Source organism: Mycobacterium haemophilum DSM 44634 (assembly GCF_000340435.2).
In the GTDB taxonomy this organism is placed as follows: Bacteria; Actinomycetota; Actinomycetes; order Mycobacteriales; family Mycobacteriaceae; genus Mycobacterium; species Mycobacterium haemophilum.
The window spans coordinates 23,526-39,210 of the sequence record NZ_CP011883.2 but is presented as its reverse complement, the minus strand read 5'-3'; the positions used below and the strand labels follow the sequence as shown (position 1 = coordinate 39,210).

Genomic DNA, 15,685 nt, shown 5'->3' with positions numbered 1-15,685 from the left:
CGGCCGATGACGACGAGTACTGTCGCGGTGTCGGCGCCGTACCACGCCCATGACGAAGGGTCGACGATGAGCAACGTTGAAACCGCTCCGCCCGAAGTCACCTGCAGCGCTTCGCGGGTCGCCGGTATCGAGGTGCTACATCCACGGGAGGTTCCACTGGGCGGACCCCGCGCTATCCGGGTGCAACGAACGCTTCCGCAACGACAACGCTCGCTGATCGGTGCGTGGTGTTTCATCGACCACTACGGCCCGGTGTCGGCGAGCATGGACGTCCCGCCGCATCCGCACACCGGACTACAAACAATAAGCTGGTTGTTCGGTGGGGAAGTGGAGCACCGCGATAGCGCCGGCGTGCATGCTCTGGTGCGGCCCGGCGAGCTGAATCTGATGACCGCGGGCGCGGGTATCTGTCACTCTGAGGTATCGGTCAACGCAGACCAGCGGGCAGTCGCGATTCTGCACGGTGTCCAACTGTGGGTGGCACTGCCCAGCGCCGACCGTAACACCGGGCGTGATTTCGCCCACTACGTGCCCACACCGAGTTCGCTGCCGGGCGCGGTGGCGCGGGTATTTCTTGGCGAATTGGCCGGCGACCGTTCGCCGGTGCATACCTTCACACCACTGCTCGGTGCACAAATCGACCTCGACGCGAAGGCTCAGCTGGATATCGGCATCGACCCGGCATTCGAACACGGCGTGCTGTGCGATTCAGGCACCGTCGATATGGGTGAGACCACGCTGGCGCGTGCCGACCTGGGATACCAAGGCCCCGGCAGCACCGCACTGCACTTGCATAATCTTGGCGAGCTGCCCGCCCGAGTTTTGCTGCTGGGCGGCACCCCTTTCACCGACGAGCTGTTGATGTGGTGGAACTTCCTCGGACGCAGCCATGACGAGATCGTCCGCTACCGGCAACTCTGGGAGGACGCCGACCAACGGTTCGGCGCCGTTGAGGGCTACCAGGGTTCAGTCACCCGACTGCCTGCCCCGCCACTGCCCACCACCCGGCTAAAGCCTCGACCGATACCGCCACCGACGAAGCAAGAGGAATCCCCATGACTACCGATAAGACCGGGGCACAAGTCGCTGTCAACACGCTGGATCGCCACTACACTATCGCCGTCGAAGGCAAAACCGTCGGTCACGCTGATGTCGCCGACCGTGATGATCAGCGCGTCTTTTACCACACCGTGATTGATCCAGACTTTGGCGGACGCGGCCTGGCGACCATTCTCATCATGGAGGCGTTGGCAGCCACCCGCGAGGACGGCAAGCGCATCGTCCCGTTGTGCTCAATGGTCGCCCACGTGATCGAACGACATCCAGAGTTCGCCGCCATCACCGACCCGGTCACCGCCGAAGTCCAAGAGTGGGTGCAGACGCAGCCGTAGCGGATGAACCTCCGCGGAGCCAGCGCAGCGCTACGGGAAATGGCTGCGCACCCAGTCGGGGAGTCGCTGCGATGGTTGGCTCCGGGTGACCAAAAACACAGTATCGTGCTTTCCAGCAACTCGTTGGCATGCGCGCTGGCCAATATCGGCGCAACTGCAAAGGCCCAGGTCTTCGTCCCCCGCCCTTTCGTGAGCGTCACCGTCTGCCTCTGTACCTGGACTGACGTGTGCTAGTCGGACAGCTGGACATGCGGCTGCCGACCCAACCACCAGCGCCGCGAGCAAAAATTTCGGCGCGCGGAGTCGCGGCGCCGACGGTACTGTTGCCTCGTTTGCCGTCACCCCCAACCGCCAGCGATAGACGGCCCAGCTCACCGATGGGAGGATGAGCGATGGACTTCGCATCACTACCGCCGGAGATCAACTCCGCCCGGATGTATGCCGGCCCTGGCGCGGGACCTATGTTGGCGGCTGCGGCAGCCTGGGGAACGCTGGCCGCGGAACTGCACTCGACCGCAAGCTCGTATCAAGCAGCAATCGGCGGACTGATCGCTGGGCCCTGGCTGGGCCCAGCAGCGGCGGCAATGACTGCCGCAGTCGCACCGTATGTGGCGTGGCTGAGCATGACCGCTGAACTGGCCGAACAGACGGCAAACCAGGCCATCGCAGCGGCCGCCGCCTATGAGGCGGCGTTCTCGGAAACGGTGCCACCGCCGGTGGTGGCAGCCAACCGCAGCCTGCTGATGGTGTTGGTGGCGACGAACTTCTTTAGCCAGAACGCCCCGTTGATAGCGGCCACCGAAATGCTGTACGCCGAGATGTGGGCCCAAGATACCGGCGCCATGTACAGCTATGCGAACGCGTCGGCGTCGGCCACATCGCTGACGTCGTTTACCCCGCCGCCGTCCAGTACCAACCCGGGCGGGCAGGCGGGCGAAGCCGCCGCGGTTGCTCAAGCGGCAGGTACCTCCGCGGGCAACGCGCAACGCATCGTGGCGAGCGTTCCACAAGCGGCGGCCGCGGTACCTAACGCGCTGCAGGCGCTGGCGGCACAAGCACTACCCGCTGCGGTGACGCCGCAGGACGTGCTAGACCTGTTGGGGAACCTGGTTGCCATCCTTTTCGAGGCACCAGTAGACAGCTTGGGGCTGCCAGCTTTTGCCTACGACCTTCTCGGTTATGACATTTCAGCCCACACCGACGACATCATTAGTGGCTGGGCGGGGATCCAGACCTTCCCAGGCACAGGGCCCGCGCCCCCAACGCCGTTCCCGGTACTCACGAACCCCGGTTCGCCGGCTATCGCGGCCCTGGGCGAAGCGGGCTCAATCGGGGGACTGTCCGTGCCGACCAGCTGGGCCACAGCGGCCCCGGAGGCACGTCTGCTCGCGGTCGCGCTGCCGGCAACCAGCGTTGGCGCCGCCGCGGAGGCGTCCGCCGGCGGTGTCGGAAGCCTGTTCGGTCAGATGGCCCTGGCGGGTATGGCTGGACGGGCGATGGCCGGCACCACCAGCGCTGCTGGCGCTGCCGGTGCCGGTGCAGGTGGCCCGGGCCGCCTGGAGCGAATCCGGGAGCGGATCGGAGGGACGACGCGGGAGCCGGCGGAACCGCCGCCGACTGCGCCGGGCGGCCCGATAACGGGTATTGCCACAGAGCTACGTGAACTGGCCTCCCTGCGCGATGCGGGAATCCTTACTGAGGAGGAATTCACCGAGCAGAAACGACGCCTGCTCCCTCCGTGAGTCTGCATGTCGTCTGACTGGTCGGGCGCTGCTGCCACGACCAACGCGTCGCGGTTGGATCGTCGAACGGGTCATGCGTCAGTGCACCAAATCGAAAGTTGGTCTGGCCGTGACGCTTTCGATCTCTATCGAGATGCTCTCCAGGCCTTGGTGTCCGTCGCTTTGTGTTCAATCGAATGCGGCAGGAGGTATCACGGCATGGTCATCGAAAAGCGGTTGGGTCGCTACCGCTGCCGCCACTACAGTGCCCCTGTGAACGTCGATCCGGTTACGTTTGGCATGCAGTGGGCAGCAGCGTGGAATGCCCGCGACGTGGAGTCGGTCCTTCAGCATTTTCATGAGGACGTGGTGTTCACGTCACCGGTAGCCGCCGAGCTTTTGCCGGAAACGGCCGGCGTCCTCTCTGGCAAGCCCGCATTGCGGCATTACTGGACCCTCGCGTTGCAGCGTATTCCCAACCTCCGGTTTGTCGTCGAGGGCATCTACCAGGGAATCGACACCATCGTGATCGTGTACCGCAACCAAGACGAGAAGCTGGTCAGCGAAGTCTTGCGGTTCACCGGCGACCTGGTCATCGAAGGCCACGGAACATACATCGTCCCGGTAACCGCATAAGCGAAGCCATGCCAATTGTGCTGGCGCTGTTAGCCATTCAGATTAATTGCCGGCCGGGCGGCATCTTATCCGCGCCGACCAAACAAATTTCTCCGGCCAATAGCCGGAGAAATCTGTAACCCATGATTCGACTCATCACAGCGTGGGCGAAGGGGGACTTGAACCCCCACGTCCCGAAGGACACTGGCACCTGAAGCCAGCGCGTCTGCCATTCCGCCACTCGCCCGAAAGGCAACCGATGGACCATACCACTGTAGTAGCCGCGCGACCCAACGAACCTGCACGCATCTGCCAGGCCTTCCGACATCAGGGGGACCGCTGTCCAGACGCTTCTGAGCTGCCTCGATGCGATTCTCAGAATTCCCACGGTGCCGCAGCGTCGCGATGTGCCGATACCATGCTTGGGTGATACGACATGCGGGCAAAACGTTTGCCTTGCGCCGGCGATATGCAAGAGCAAGTGCGGGCGAGCGCTAAACGATGAGTAGCCAAAGAGGGCTCGTGCAGCGCATCGAGCGCAAGCTCGAGTCGACCGTAGGCGATGCGTTTGCCCGGATGTTCGGGGGATCGATCGTTCCGCAAGAGGTCGAAGCCCTGTTGCGCCGTGAAGCCGCCGACGGCGTCCGGTCACTGCAGGGAAATCGCCTTTTGGCGCCCAACGAATACATCATTACCCTCGGTGTTCACGACCTTGAGAAGGTGGAAGCCGACCCGGGCCTCACGTCGAGCGCTTTCGCTAGCGACTTGGCTGACTATATCCATGAACAGGGGTGGCAAACGTATGGTGATGTGGTCGTCCGGTTCGAGCAGTCATCGAATCTGCACACCGGGCAGCTCCGCGCCCGCGGTGCTGTCAACCCCGATGTCGAGCCCCGCCCGACGGTTAACGATCCCGTCCGGCCACAATCTAATCAGGCGTTCAGCGCAGAACCAGGAGTACCACCGATGACTGACAATTCGAGTTACCGCGGAGGTCAAGGGCAGGGGCGCCCAGGCGATGACTACTACGACGACCGCTTCGACCAGCCGCAAGACGATCCGCGCGGCGCGGACCCCCAAGGCGGGCAGGACCCCCGAGGCGGCTATCCGCCGGAACCGGGCGGATACCCGCCGCCGCGCCGTCCAGATCAGGGCGGCTACCAAGACCAAGGCGGCTACCAAGACCAACGCGGCTACCAAGACCAACGCGGCTACCAAGACCAAGGCGGCTACCCCGACCAACGCGGCTACCAAGACCAACGCGGCTACCAAGACCAACGTGGCTACCAAGACCAAGGCGGCTACCCCGACCAACGTGGCTACCAAGACCAACGTGGCTACCAAGACCAAGGCGGCTACCAAGACCAAGGCGGCTACCAAGATCAGCGCAGCTACCCCGACCAGGGGCAAGGTGGCTACCCACCGTCCTATGAACAACGTCCGGTAGCTCCTGGTGGTTACGGCGGCCAAGGTCACGACCAGGGCTATCGCCCGGGCGGCTACGGCCCTCCAGGCGGTGGCCAGCCGGGCTACGGCGGGTACGGGGATTATGGCCGCGGGCCAGCTCGCCAGGATGAGGCTGGCTATGCCCCCTCAGGTCCCCCCGCTCCGCCTGAACAACGTCCGGCTTACCCCGACCAGGGAGGCGGGTACGACCAGGGGTATCAGCAGGGCGGCCCCGGATACGGCAGGCAGGACTACGGACAACAGGACTACACCCAATACGCGGAAAGCCCGCCGGGCGGAGTGTATGCGCCTTCCGGCGGTGGGTACGCCGAGCCCGCCGGCCGCGACTACGACTATGGCCAGTTAGGAGGCCAGCCAGGAGCCGCTAGTGACTATGGCCAACCGGCGGGCGGCGGATATGGAGGCTACGGGCAAGGCGGCTACGGGGCACCAGGAAGCGCGGTCACCCTGCAGCTCGACGACGGCAGCGGCCGGACCTACCAGCTGCGTGAGGGCTCCAACATCGTGGGCCGCGGACAGGACGCCCAGTTCCGGTTGCCCGACACCGGTGTGTCACGCCGACACCTGGAAATCCGCTGGGATGGACAGGTCGCGCTCCTCTCCGACCTCAACTCCACGAACGGCACCACCGTCAACAATGCGCCGGTACAAGAGTGGCAGTTGGCCGATGGCGACGTGATCCGTTTAGGCCACTCCGAGATCATCGTTCGCATTCATTGAGCCCACTGGGCTCAAAACTGCCGTGCTTAACCCCGCGTCGACCACCGTCCAAGTATCGTGACGTTGCTGTGTGCTCGGTTACGGGTGCGTGAGTACAGCGCCAGGACGGAAAGGACGCCGGATGCAGGGACTAGTACTGCAACTGACGCGTGCCGGATTTTTAATGTTGCTATGGGTATTCATCTGGTCCGTTCTGCGGATCTTGAAGACCGATATCTATGCGCCGACCGGTGCCGTCATGGTCCGGCGCGGCTTGGCGTTGCGCGGCACGCTGCTGCCCTCGCGTCAGCGCCGGCACGCTGCGCGCTACCTGGTGGTGACCGAAGGGTCGCTGACCGGCGCCCGCATTACCCTCAGCGGACAACCAGTGCTGATCGGTCGCGCCGATGACTCCACATTGGTGCTGACCGACGACTACGCGTCGACCCGGCACGCCCGGCTATCTCAGCGCGGTTCGGAATGGTATGTGGAGGATCTAGGATCGACCAACGGTACATACCTTGACAGGGCGAAGGTGACGACTGCGGTACGAGTTCCACTAGGAACGCCGGTTCGAATCGGCAAAACGGCAATCGAGTTGCGCCCGTGACCTTGGTCCTCCGATATGCGGCCCGCAGCGATCGCGGCCTGGTACGCGCCAACAACGAAGACTCGGTTTACGCAGGCGCACGCCTACTCGCCCTCGCCGACGGCATGGGTGGTCACGCCGCCGGCGAGGTGGCATCCCAATTGGTGATCGCCGCACTGGCCCATCTCGACGACGATGAGCCCGGGGGCGACCTGCTGGGCAAGCTCGAGGCTGCGGTGCGCGCCGGCAACTCGGCCATCGCCGCGCAAGTCGAGATGGAACCCGACCTCGAGGGCATGGGGACCACGCTCACCGCAATCCTGTTCGCGGGCAACCGCCTCGGGCTGGTGCACATCGGTGACTCGCGCGGCTACCTACTGCGGGACGGCGAGCTGACCCAGATCACCAAGGACGACACCTTTGTCCAAACCTTGGTCGACGAAGGTCGGATCACCGCGGAGGAGGCGCACAGCCACCCACAGCGCTCATTGATCATGCGGGCGTTGACCGGCCACGAGGTCGATCCCACTCTCACCATGCGAGAAGCGCGCGCCGGTGATCGTTACCTGCTGTGCTCGGACGGATTATCCGATCCGGTGAGCGACGAGACCATCCTCGAGGCGCTACAGATCCCCGACGTCGCCGAGAGTGCCTACCGCCTCATCGAATTGGCGCTGCGCGGTGGCGGCCCTGACAATGTAACGGTCGTAGTCGCTGACGTCGTCGACTACGAATACGGCCAGACCCAACCAATTCTGGCCGGCGCAGTGTCGGGCGAAGATGACCAGCAGATGACCCTGCCCAATACCGCCGCCGGCCGCGCTTCAGCCATAGGTCCACGCAAAGAGATCACCAAACGTGTTGTGCCGCAAATCGATACAGTACATCGACCGCGCTGGTCGCAACGCCAGACAGCCGTCGCAATCACGCTGGTAGTGCTGCTCGTATTCGCCGGCGTGGCCATCGGGCGATGGGTCATCCGGAACAACTACTACGTCGCCGAATACAGCGGCAAGGTGTCCATCGTGCGGGGCATTCAAGGGTCGCTGCTCGGAATGCCCTTGTACGAGCCCTATTTGGTGGGCTGTCTGAACACCCGCAACGAGCTATCCCTGATTAGTTACGGCCAAACAGGGGGTCACCTCAATTGCCAGGTGATGACTCTGCGGGATCTGCGCCCCTCCGGACAGGCGCAGGTTCAGGCTGGACTGCCCGGAGGCAACCTAGATCAGGCCGAGTCGCAGCTACGAAAATTGTTGGCCGACTCCCTATTACCGACCTGTCCGCCACCTCGCGCGACATCCCCACCGGGACCCCCAGCCATGCCCACCATTAGCGGGACACCTCAGCCGACCAGCGCAGCATCGCCAACGTCCACCACACCACCCACGACCACCTCTTCCAGCGGCACCGCACCCACCAGCACAAGTCCCACAAGTACCGGGCCGACAGCGCCGGCGGGCACCTCGCAGACGGTGACCACCCTTCCACCACCCCCACCCCAGCCGGGCATCGACTGCCGGGCGGTGGCATGACAACGCAACTCCAACCGGCGATCACGGTGACGCCTCCGTTGCCCACGCGGCGCAACGCTGAGCTGCTGCTGCTCGGCTTCGCCGCCGTGATCACCGTCGCCGCGTTGGCCATCGTGGAAGCCAACCAGGAGAGAGGCGTTCGTTGGGACCTCGCCGGCTACGGGCTGATCTTCTGGTCATTGTTCGCATCCGCGCATCTAGCCGTAAGGCGTTTCGCTCCCTACACCGACCCGCTACTACTGCCAATAGTGGCCTTGCTCAACGGACTTGGCCTGGTGATGATCCACCGACTCGATCTTGTCGACAACGACGTCACCGGACAACGTCACCCCAGCGCGACCCAACAGATGCTGTGGACCCTGGTCGGGGTAGCCGCGTTCGCGCTGGTGGTGACCGTGTTAAAAGACCATCGCCAGCTCGCACGCTACGGCTACATATCTGGATTGACGGGTTTGGTTTTCTTGGCGATTCCCGCACTGCTGCCGGCACAGCTGTCCGAGGAGAACGGTGCCAAGATCTGGATCCGCTTTCCGGGTTTTTCGATTCAGCCCGCCGAATTTTCGAAGATTCTGTTGCTGATCTTCTTCGCAGCGGTGCTGGTCGCCAAACGTAGCCTGTTCACCAGCGTCGGCAAGCATTTAATGGGTATGACCCTGCCCCGCCCACGAGATCTCGCGCCGTTGTTGGCGGCCTGGGTGATCTCAGTGGGTGTGATGGTCTTCGAAAAGGACCTCGGCACTTCGCTGCTGCTCTACGCATCGTTTCTGGTGGTGGTTTACCTCGCCACTCAACGTCTCAGTTGGGTCGTCCTTGGCCTGGTGTTGTTCACTACGGGAAGCGTTGTGGCGTACTTCATTTTCGAACACGTCCGGGTTCGCGTGCAGGTGTGGTGGGATCCCTTCACCAATCCCGATGGCAGCGGCTATCAGATCGTGCAGTCGCTTTTTAGCTTCGCTACTGGCGGTATCTTCGGCACCGGCTTGGGCAACGGTCAACCTGACACCGTGCCTGCGGCCTCAACTGATTTCATTATCGCCGCGTTCGGCGAAGAGCTTGGATTAGTGGGCTTGGCTGCCCTTCTCATGCTCTACACGATTGTCATCGTCCGCGGCCTGCGCACGGCGATCGCCACACGCGACAGCTTCGGCAAACTGTTGGCCGCGGGCCTGGCATCGACGCTGGCCATCCAACTGTTCATTGTCGTGGGCGGCGTGACCACGCTCATTCCACTGACCGGTTTGACCACACCGTGGATGTCCTACGGCGGATCGTCACTGCTGGCGAACTACGTGCTGCTGGCCATCTTGGCACGCATCTCGCATAGCGCCCGACGGCCGTTACGCAGCCGCCCACGCAACATGTCCTCGATCGCGGCGGCGAGTACCGAGGTGATCGAAAAGGTATGAACGCCTCTCTCCGCCGAATCTCGGTGACCGTGATGGCGTTGATCGTGCTCCTGCTGCTCAACGCCACGGTCACACAGGTGTTCGCCGCCGACGGGCTGCGTGCCGACCCCCGCAACCAGCGGGTCCTACTCGACGAGTATTCACGTCAGCGTGGCCAGATCACCGCAAGCGGCCAGCTACTGGCCTATTCGGTGGCGACCGACAACCGCTTCCGTTTCCTGCGGGTGTATCCCAACCCTGCGGTGTACGCACCGATTACCGGCTTCTATTCGCTGCGCTACTCCAGCACAGGCCTTGAGCGAGCCGAGGACGCACTGTTGAATGGATCCGACGAGCGGCTGTTCGGGCGCCGGTTGGCCGACTTCTTCACCGGTCGCGATCCACGCGGCGGCAATGTCGATACCACGATCAACCCACGTGTCCAGCAGGCTGGATGGGATGCAATGCAGCAGGGTTGCGGGGGACCGCCATGTAAGGGAGCTGTGGTCGCCCTCGAACCGTCCACCGGCAGGATTCTGGCGATGGTCTCGTCACCGTCGTATGACCCCAACCTGCTGGCGTCCCACAATCCCGAGGAACAAGCACAGGCCTGGCAGCGCCTGCGCGACGACCCTAACTCGCCCCTGGTCAACCGCGCCATCTCCGAGACCTATCCGCCTGGTTCCACATTCAAGGTGATCACCACCGCGGCGGCGCTGCAGGCCGGCGCCACCGTGAGCGAGCAGTTGACCGCGGCGCCCACAATTCCGCTACCCGACAGCACGGCTACTTTGGAGAACTACGGCGGCGCTGCTTGTGGCCCTGATCCGACGGTGTCGCTGAGCCAGGCATTCGCCATGTCGTGTAACACCGCGTTCGTCCAGCTGGGCCTGCTCACCGGCGCCGACGCGCTGCGGAGCGTGGCGCATTCCTTCGGCCTGGACAGCACCCCCAACGTCATTCCGCTGCAGGTCGCCGAATCGACCGTCGGGGTAATCCCGGACGCCGCCGCGCTGGGGATGTCGAGCATCGGCCAAAAGGATGTCGCGCTGACGCCGCTGCAGAACGCTCAAGTCGCCGCGACCATCGCCAATGCCGGGGTGACGATGCAGCCCTACCTGATCGATAGCCTCAAAGGGCCGGACTTGGCCAACATCCGTACCACTGCCCCATATCAGCAGCGCCGCGCAGTGTCACCGCAGGTCGCCGCTAAGCTAACAGAGCTGATGGTCGGCGCCGAGAAGGTCGCACAACAGAAAGGGGCCATTCCCGGCGTGCAGATTGCTTCCAAGACTGGTACCGCAGAGCATGGCACCGACCCGCGTCACACGCCGCCGCACGCGTGGTATATCGCCTTCGCTCCCGCGCAGGCTCCGAAGGTCGCCGTAGCGGTGCTGGTAGAGAATGGAGGGGCCGACCTGGGGGCACCACCCGCTGGCGGGGGACTGTCCGCGACGGGGGGTGCGCTGGCCGCACCGATCGGACGAGCCGTGATCGAGGCCGCACTGCAGGGGGGGCCATGAGTCCGCGAGTTGGTGTGACGCTGTCTGGGAGATACCGCCTGCAACGGCTCATCGCCACCGGTGGCATGGGCCAAGTCTGGGAGGCGGTGGACAGCCGGCTGGGCCGGCGGGTTGCGGTCAAGGTGCTCAAGGGGGAGTTCTCCTCGGACCCGGAGTTCATCGAGCGGTTCCGCGCTGAGGCACGAACCACCGCAATGCTCAACCACCCCGGAATCGCCAGCGTCCATGACTACGGCGAAAGCCAGATGGACGGGGAGGGCCGCACCGCCTACTTGGTGATGGAGCTGGTCAACGGCGAGCCGCTGAATTCGGTACTTAAACGCACCGGCCGGCTGTCGTTGCGGCATGCGCTGGACATGCTGGAGCAGACTGGTCGTGCCCTGCAAATTGCTCATGCCGCCGGTCTGGTCCACCGCGACGTCAAACCGGGCAACATCTTGATCACCCCCACCGGCCAGGTGAAAATCACCGATTTCGGTATCGCCAAAGCAGTCGACGCCGCGCCGGTGACCCAGACCGGCATGGTGATGGGCACCGCGCAATACATCGCCCCCGAACAGGCCTTAGGTCATGACGCAACTCCGGCCAGCGATGTCTACTCGTTGGGAGTTGTTGGGTACGAAGTGGTTTCGGGTAAGCGGCCGTTCACCGGCGACGGCGCCCTGACGGTAGCGATGAAGCACATCAAGGAACCCCCGCCGCCGCTGCCCGCTGACCTACCGCCCAATGTGCGAGAACTCATCGAGATCACGCTGGTCAAAAACCCCGGCATGCGCTACCGCAGTGGGGGATCGTTCGCCGACGCCGTCGCCGCGGTACGAGCCGGCCGCCGGCCCCCGCGGCCCAGCCAAGCACCACCTGCCGGTCGGGCCTCCCCGGCGGCCATCCCGTCGGGCACCCAGGCCAGGACCGTTGCCGGCGGCGCCAAGACTGCGGCGCCTCGCCGATCCCGGCCGGCCCGGCTATCTACGGGCGGTGTCCGCCCATTGCCGGCTCGGCGCACGTTCTCGTCTGGCCAGCGCGCGTTGCTCTGGGCCGCCGGGGCGCTCGGAGCGCTGGCGATTATCATCGCGGTGCTGATCGTGATCAACTCCCGCGCTGAAAACGAACAGCAGCAACCACCCGCTCCGACCGTTACCGACACCGGGACGCCACCAGCCACCAAAACCCCGAGCGGTTCTCCGGCTGCTTATCGCGAATACCACGTCAACTGGACGGATCACAGAGGAATAGGTAATTCTGGACTTCCAAGCAGGCCGCCCGAGCTCAGCTGGCTGGTGCCACTGACATCCCGCCCGTCGCCGGCCAGACATGAGACGCCACAATGACCACCCCACCACACTTGTCTGACCGTTACGAACTGGGCGACATCCTCGGTTTTGGGGGTATGTCGGAAGTTCACCTGGCCCGCGACGTCCGCTTGCACCGCGACGTCGCGGTCAAGGTGCTGCGTGCCGATCTGGCCCGCGATCCCAGCTTCTACCTACGCTTCCGACGCGAAGCGCAAAACGCCGCGGCGCTAAACCACCCATCCATCGTGGCGGTCTACGACACCGGCGAGGCAGAAACGCCCGCCGGTCCGCTGCCCTACATCGTCATGGAGTACGTCGACGGCGCGACGCTACGCGATATCGTGCACGCCGATGGCCCAATGCCACCCCAACGGGCCATCGAGATCATCGCCGACGCCTGCCAAGCGCTGAACTTCAGCCATCAGAACGGCATCATTCATCGCGACGTCAAACCGGCCAACATCATGATCAGCGCCACCAACGCGGTAAAGGTGATGGACTTTGGTATCGCACGCGCGATTGCCGACAGCACCAGCGTCACCCAGACCGCAGCCGTGATCGGGACCGCCCAATATCTATCTCCCGAACAGGCCCGCGGCGATTCCGTCGACGCTCGGTCAGATGTCTATTCGTTGGGTTGTGTGCTTTACGAAATCCTCACTGGTGAACCGCCTTTCACCGGTGATTCGCCGGTCTCGGTGGCCTACCAGCATGTCCGCGAGGACCCGATTCCACCGTCGCAGCGGCATGAGGGCATCTCCGCCGACCTCGACGCCGTCGTTCTCAAAGCACTGGCCAAGAACCCGGAAAACCGCTATCAGACCGCGGCGGAGATGCGCGCCGACTTGATCCGGGTGCACAGCGGTCAACCACCCGAGGCGCCCAAGGTACTCACCGACGCCGAACGGAGCTCCCTGCTGTCATCCGGGCCTGGAAACTTCGGTGGTCCGCGCACCGATGCGCTATCTCGCCAGCCTCTAGATGAGACCGAGCGCGGTGGTTCGGTTGGACGCTGGGTTGCCGTGGTCGCCGTGCTGGCGATCCTGACGATCGCCGTCGTCGTCGCCTTCAATACATTCGGCGGCAATACCCGCGACATCCAGGTGCCCGACGTGCGCGGCCAAGTGTCCGCCGATGCCATCGCCGCACTGCAAAACCGGGGCTTCAAAACTCGCACCCTGCAGAAACCGGACTCGACGATCCCGCCCGACCACGTCATCAGTACCGACCCCGGGGCTAACGCCTCGGTGGGTGCGGGCGACGAGATCACGATTAACGTCTCCACCGGACCCGAGCAACGCGAAGTGCCAGACGTCTCCTCGCTCAACTACGCCGACGCGGTTAAGAAGCTGACTGCCGCCGGATTCAAAAGCTTTAAACAGGCGAACTCACCGTCGACGCCGGAATTGTTAGGCAAGGTTATCGGGACGAACCCGCCCGCCAACCAGACCTCGGCGATCACCAACGTCATCACCATCATCGTCGGCGCCGGGCCGGAGACCAAGCAGATCCCTGACGTCGCGGGCCAGACCGTCGAGGTCGCGCAGAAGAATCTCAACGTCTACGGCTTCACCAAGTTCAGCCAAGCGTCGGTGGATAGCCCCCGTCCAGCCGGTGAGGTGATTGGTACCAATCCGCCCAAGGGCGCGGCGGTACCGGTGGACTCGGTCATCGAACTGCAGGTGTCCAAGGGCAACCAATTCGTGATGCCCGACCTGTCCGGCATGTTCTGGGCCGACGCCGAGCCGCGGTTACGCGCACTGGGCTGGACCGGGGTGCTGGACAAGGGTCCCGATGTGGATGCTGGTGGTTCCCAGCACAACCGGGTGGCGTATCAGAACCCGCCGGCCGGTGCCGGGGTCAACCGGGACGGGATCATCACGCTGAAGTTCGGGCAGTAACCGCGGCGGTGTGCTCCGCAGCCACCGGTAGACGCGGATGGATCGCGGCGCCAACCTCGTTCTCGAGTCGGCGGATCAGGGCATCGTCGCGCGACCATCCGCAATAGGCCAGCCAGTTGGCCAGCATTCGGTGCCCACCCTCAGTCAGGATCGACTCCGGATGGAACTGGACACCGTGGATCGGCAACTCGGTGTGACGCACCGCCATGATCACACCGCTGCGCGTGCGCGCGATGACCTCCAATACCGGCGGCAGTGACTCCGGCAGGATAGTCAATGAGTGATATCTGGTGGCCGTGAACGGATCCGGAAGCCCATGCAGCACACCGACATTCATGTGGAATACGCTGCTGGTCTTGCCGTGCAACAGCTCGGGTGCGCGGTCCACGGTGGCGCCGAACGCGACGCCGATAGCCTGGTGTCCCAGGCAGACCCCTAGCAATGGGGTGTGCGCCGCGGCGCACGCGCGGACCAGATTGATCGACGCGCCCGCACGTTCCGGGGTGCCCGGACCTGGGCTAAGCAAGACGCCGTCAAACTGTGCGGCGATGGTGGCTTCGTCGGATAGTCGGGCATCGTCGTTGCGCCACACCTCGGCGTCTACTCCGAGCTGGCCGAGGTACTGGACCAGGTTGAACACAAAGCTGTCGTAGTTGTCGACGACCAGGATCCGCATCGTGTCAGGCTACCGTCCGCCCCAGGTTGGGATACGGCTCAGCGCCCGAGTGGGCCTCATCCTTATTGCCCTGCTCCTCACCGGCCCGTCCCCGGCCGGCTTGTCGCCGGGAGGGGCTGCGCGAAGTGCGTTCGGGCCGGTTCAGAATGGCCGACGATCTGCACGTCAGGCTTGACCTCCTCGTGATAGCCGAGGCCGAATCGGACCACGTACTGCTTGTAGAGGATCACTAGCGGAGCGGCGGCTAAGGCCGCTTGCATGGCCGCGGCATTGCCGATCGCGGTGATCGTGTAGGGCGGGCTGTAGGTACGCCCGTTGAGCAGCAAGGTGTTTCCGACGCAGCGTGCCACCGAGGTCGCGATGAGGCGCTGATCCTGCATCTGAATCGCTTCCGCGCCGGCACTCCACATGGCGTTCAGCACGGCCTGGATGTCCTGCTGATGTACCACCAAGTCATCGGGGGACGCGTCACGCGGGAAGCGGCCGTTGGCGTCACGTTGCGCGTCCTCGAGGGTGACCACCAGACCCGGCCCATGCACCGGATCCATGCCCGCCTCCCCGGCCAGCTCACCCGACCGCCGCAGCAGCGCCGCCAACGCGGCATCGGAGGACCGGTTGTGCGCCGCGTCGATCTTGCTGGCCAGCGCATCCCGTTCGCTGTTCAGGTGGCTCACCGACGACTGTGCTGCACGGACCAAATCCACCAGCCGCGGAGCATCGCTGCGGCGGATCTCGGCGCCGCCAGAAACCCCGTGCGTCGCGGCTAACAGCAGTCCGGCCAGCACGCAGACCAATGGGACACCGAAACGCCACAATGAGCGGCGCTTATCAATCATTGGCTCTTCCTTCCCGATCAGGGTCTCGGGCTGGTCATGGCGCCAGGTGAGTTAG

13 protein-coding genes and 1 tRNA gene are annotated in these 15,685 nt (G+C 64.2%); 11 read left to right on the top strand and 3 right to left on the bottom strand.

Translation table 11 applies throughout. From position 1 onward, the window contains the following. The first annotated feature begins 66 nt into the window (after positions 1-66). From B586_RS00190 to B586_RS00175, 4 genes are all read left to right on the top strand, one after another. Positions 67-1,059 (top strand): pirin family protein, encoded by a 993-nt coding sequence (locus tag B586_RS00190; RefSeq protein ID WP_054880796.1) that lies wholly within the window; start codon positions 67-69, stop codon positions 1,057-1,059. After that, positions 1,056-1,391, top strand: coding sequence for a GNAT family N-acetyltransferase (locus B586_RS00185; protein ID WP_047315681.1), 336 nt, complete (start codon positions 1,056-1,058; stop codon positions 1,389-1,391). The genes B586_RS00190 and B586_RS00185 overlap by 4 nt, the downstream gene beginning before the upstream one ends. Positions 1,392-1,783: 392 nt before the next feature. Next, complete coding sequence (locus tag B586_RS00180) at positions 1,784-3,133, top strand: PPE family protein, SVP subgroup (RefSeq protein WP_054879033.1); 1,350 nt, start codon at positions 1,784-1,786, stop codon at positions 3,131-3,133. 252 nt (positions 3,134-3,385) lie between these two features. Next, complete coding sequence (locus tag B586_RS00175; protein ID WP_082129572.1) at positions 3,386-3,748, top strand: nuclear transport factor 2 family protein; 363 nt, start codon at positions 3,386-3,388, stop codon at positions 3,746-3,748. 143 nt (positions 3,749-3,891) lie between these two features. Here the strand turns inward: B586_RS00175 and B586_RS00170 are convergent. Beyond that, positions 3,892-3,974, bottom strand: a tRNA-Leu gene (locus B586_RS00170). Positions 3,975-4,228: 254 nt separating this feature from the next. Between B586_RS00170 and B586_RS00165 the strand changes: the two genes are divergently transcribed. The 7 genes from B586_RS00165 (at position 4,229) to pknB (ending at position 14,118) form a co-directional block, all read left to right on the top strand. Further along, positions 4,229-5,914 carry an FhaA domain-containing protein gene (locus B586_RS00165; RefSeq protein ID WP_054879034.1) on the top strand — a complete coding sequence of 562 codons (1,686 nt, stop codon included), beginning with the start codon at positions 4,229-4,231 and terminating at the stop codon, positions 5,912-5,914. A gap of 121 nt (positions 5,915-6,035) precedes the next feature. Beyond that, positions 6,036-6,503: an FHA domain-containing protein FhaB/FipA gene (locus B586_RS00160; RefSeq protein WP_054879035.1), complete on the top strand. Its 468-nt coding sequence runs from the start codon at positions 6,036-6,038 to the stop codon at positions 6,501-6,503. Continuing rightward, positions 6,500-8,017 (top strand): PP2C family protein-serine/threonine phosphatase, encoded by a 1,518-nt coding sequence (locus B586_RS00155; RefSeq protein ID WP_047315676.1) that lies wholly within the window; start codon positions 6,500-6,502, stop codon positions 8,015-8,017. Before B586_RS00160 ends, B586_RS00155 begins: the two co-directional genes overlap by 4 nt. Next, a complete protein-coding gene (locus B586_RS00150) occupies positions 8,014-9,423 on the top strand; it encodes an FtsW/RodA/SpoVE family cell cycle protein (RefSeq protein WP_054879036.1) in 1,410 nt (469 codons plus the stop codon). Before B586_RS00155 ends, B586_RS00150 begins: the two co-directional genes overlap by 4 nt. After that, positions 9,420-10,925, top strand: a complete 1,506-nt coding sequence (gene pbpA, locus B586_RS00145; protein WP_054879037.1) for a D,D-transpeptidase PbpA — start codon at positions 9,420-9,422, stop codon at positions 10,923-10,925. The genes B586_RS00150 and pbpA overlap by 4 nt, the downstream gene beginning before the upstream one ends. Further along, a complete protein-coding gene (locus B586_RS00140; protein ID WP_054879038.1) occupies positions 10,922-12,253 on the top strand; it encodes a serine/threonine-protein kinase in 1,332 nt (443 codons plus the stop codon). The genes pbpA and B586_RS00140 overlap by 4 nt, the downstream gene beginning before the upstream one ends. Next, on the top strand, positions 12,250-14,118 hold the full coding sequence (pknB, locus tag B586_RS00135; RefSeq protein WP_054879039.1) for a Stk1 family PASTA domain-containing Ser/Thr kinase: 1,869 nt from the start codon (positions 12,250-12,252) through the stop codon (positions 14,116-14,118). The genes B586_RS00140 and pknB overlap by 4 nt, the downstream gene beginning before the upstream one ends. Here pknB and B586_RS00130 read toward each other — a convergent pair. Then, complete coding sequence (locus tag B586_RS00130) at positions 14,096-14,794, bottom strand: aminodeoxychorismate/anthranilate synthase component II (protein ID WP_047315671.1); 699 nt, start codon at positions 14,792-14,794, stop codon at positions 14,096-14,098. The genes pknB and B586_RS00130 overlap by 23 nt on opposite strands. A gap of 77 nt (positions 14,795-14,871) precedes the next feature. Then, positions 14,872-15,630 (bottom strand): DUF881 domain-containing protein, encoded by a 759-nt coding sequence (locus B586_RS00125; RefSeq protein ID WP_047315670.1) that lies wholly within the window; start codon positions 15,628-15,630, stop codon positions 14,872-14,874. Between the last annotated feature and the right edge of the window lie 55 nt (positions 15,631-15,685).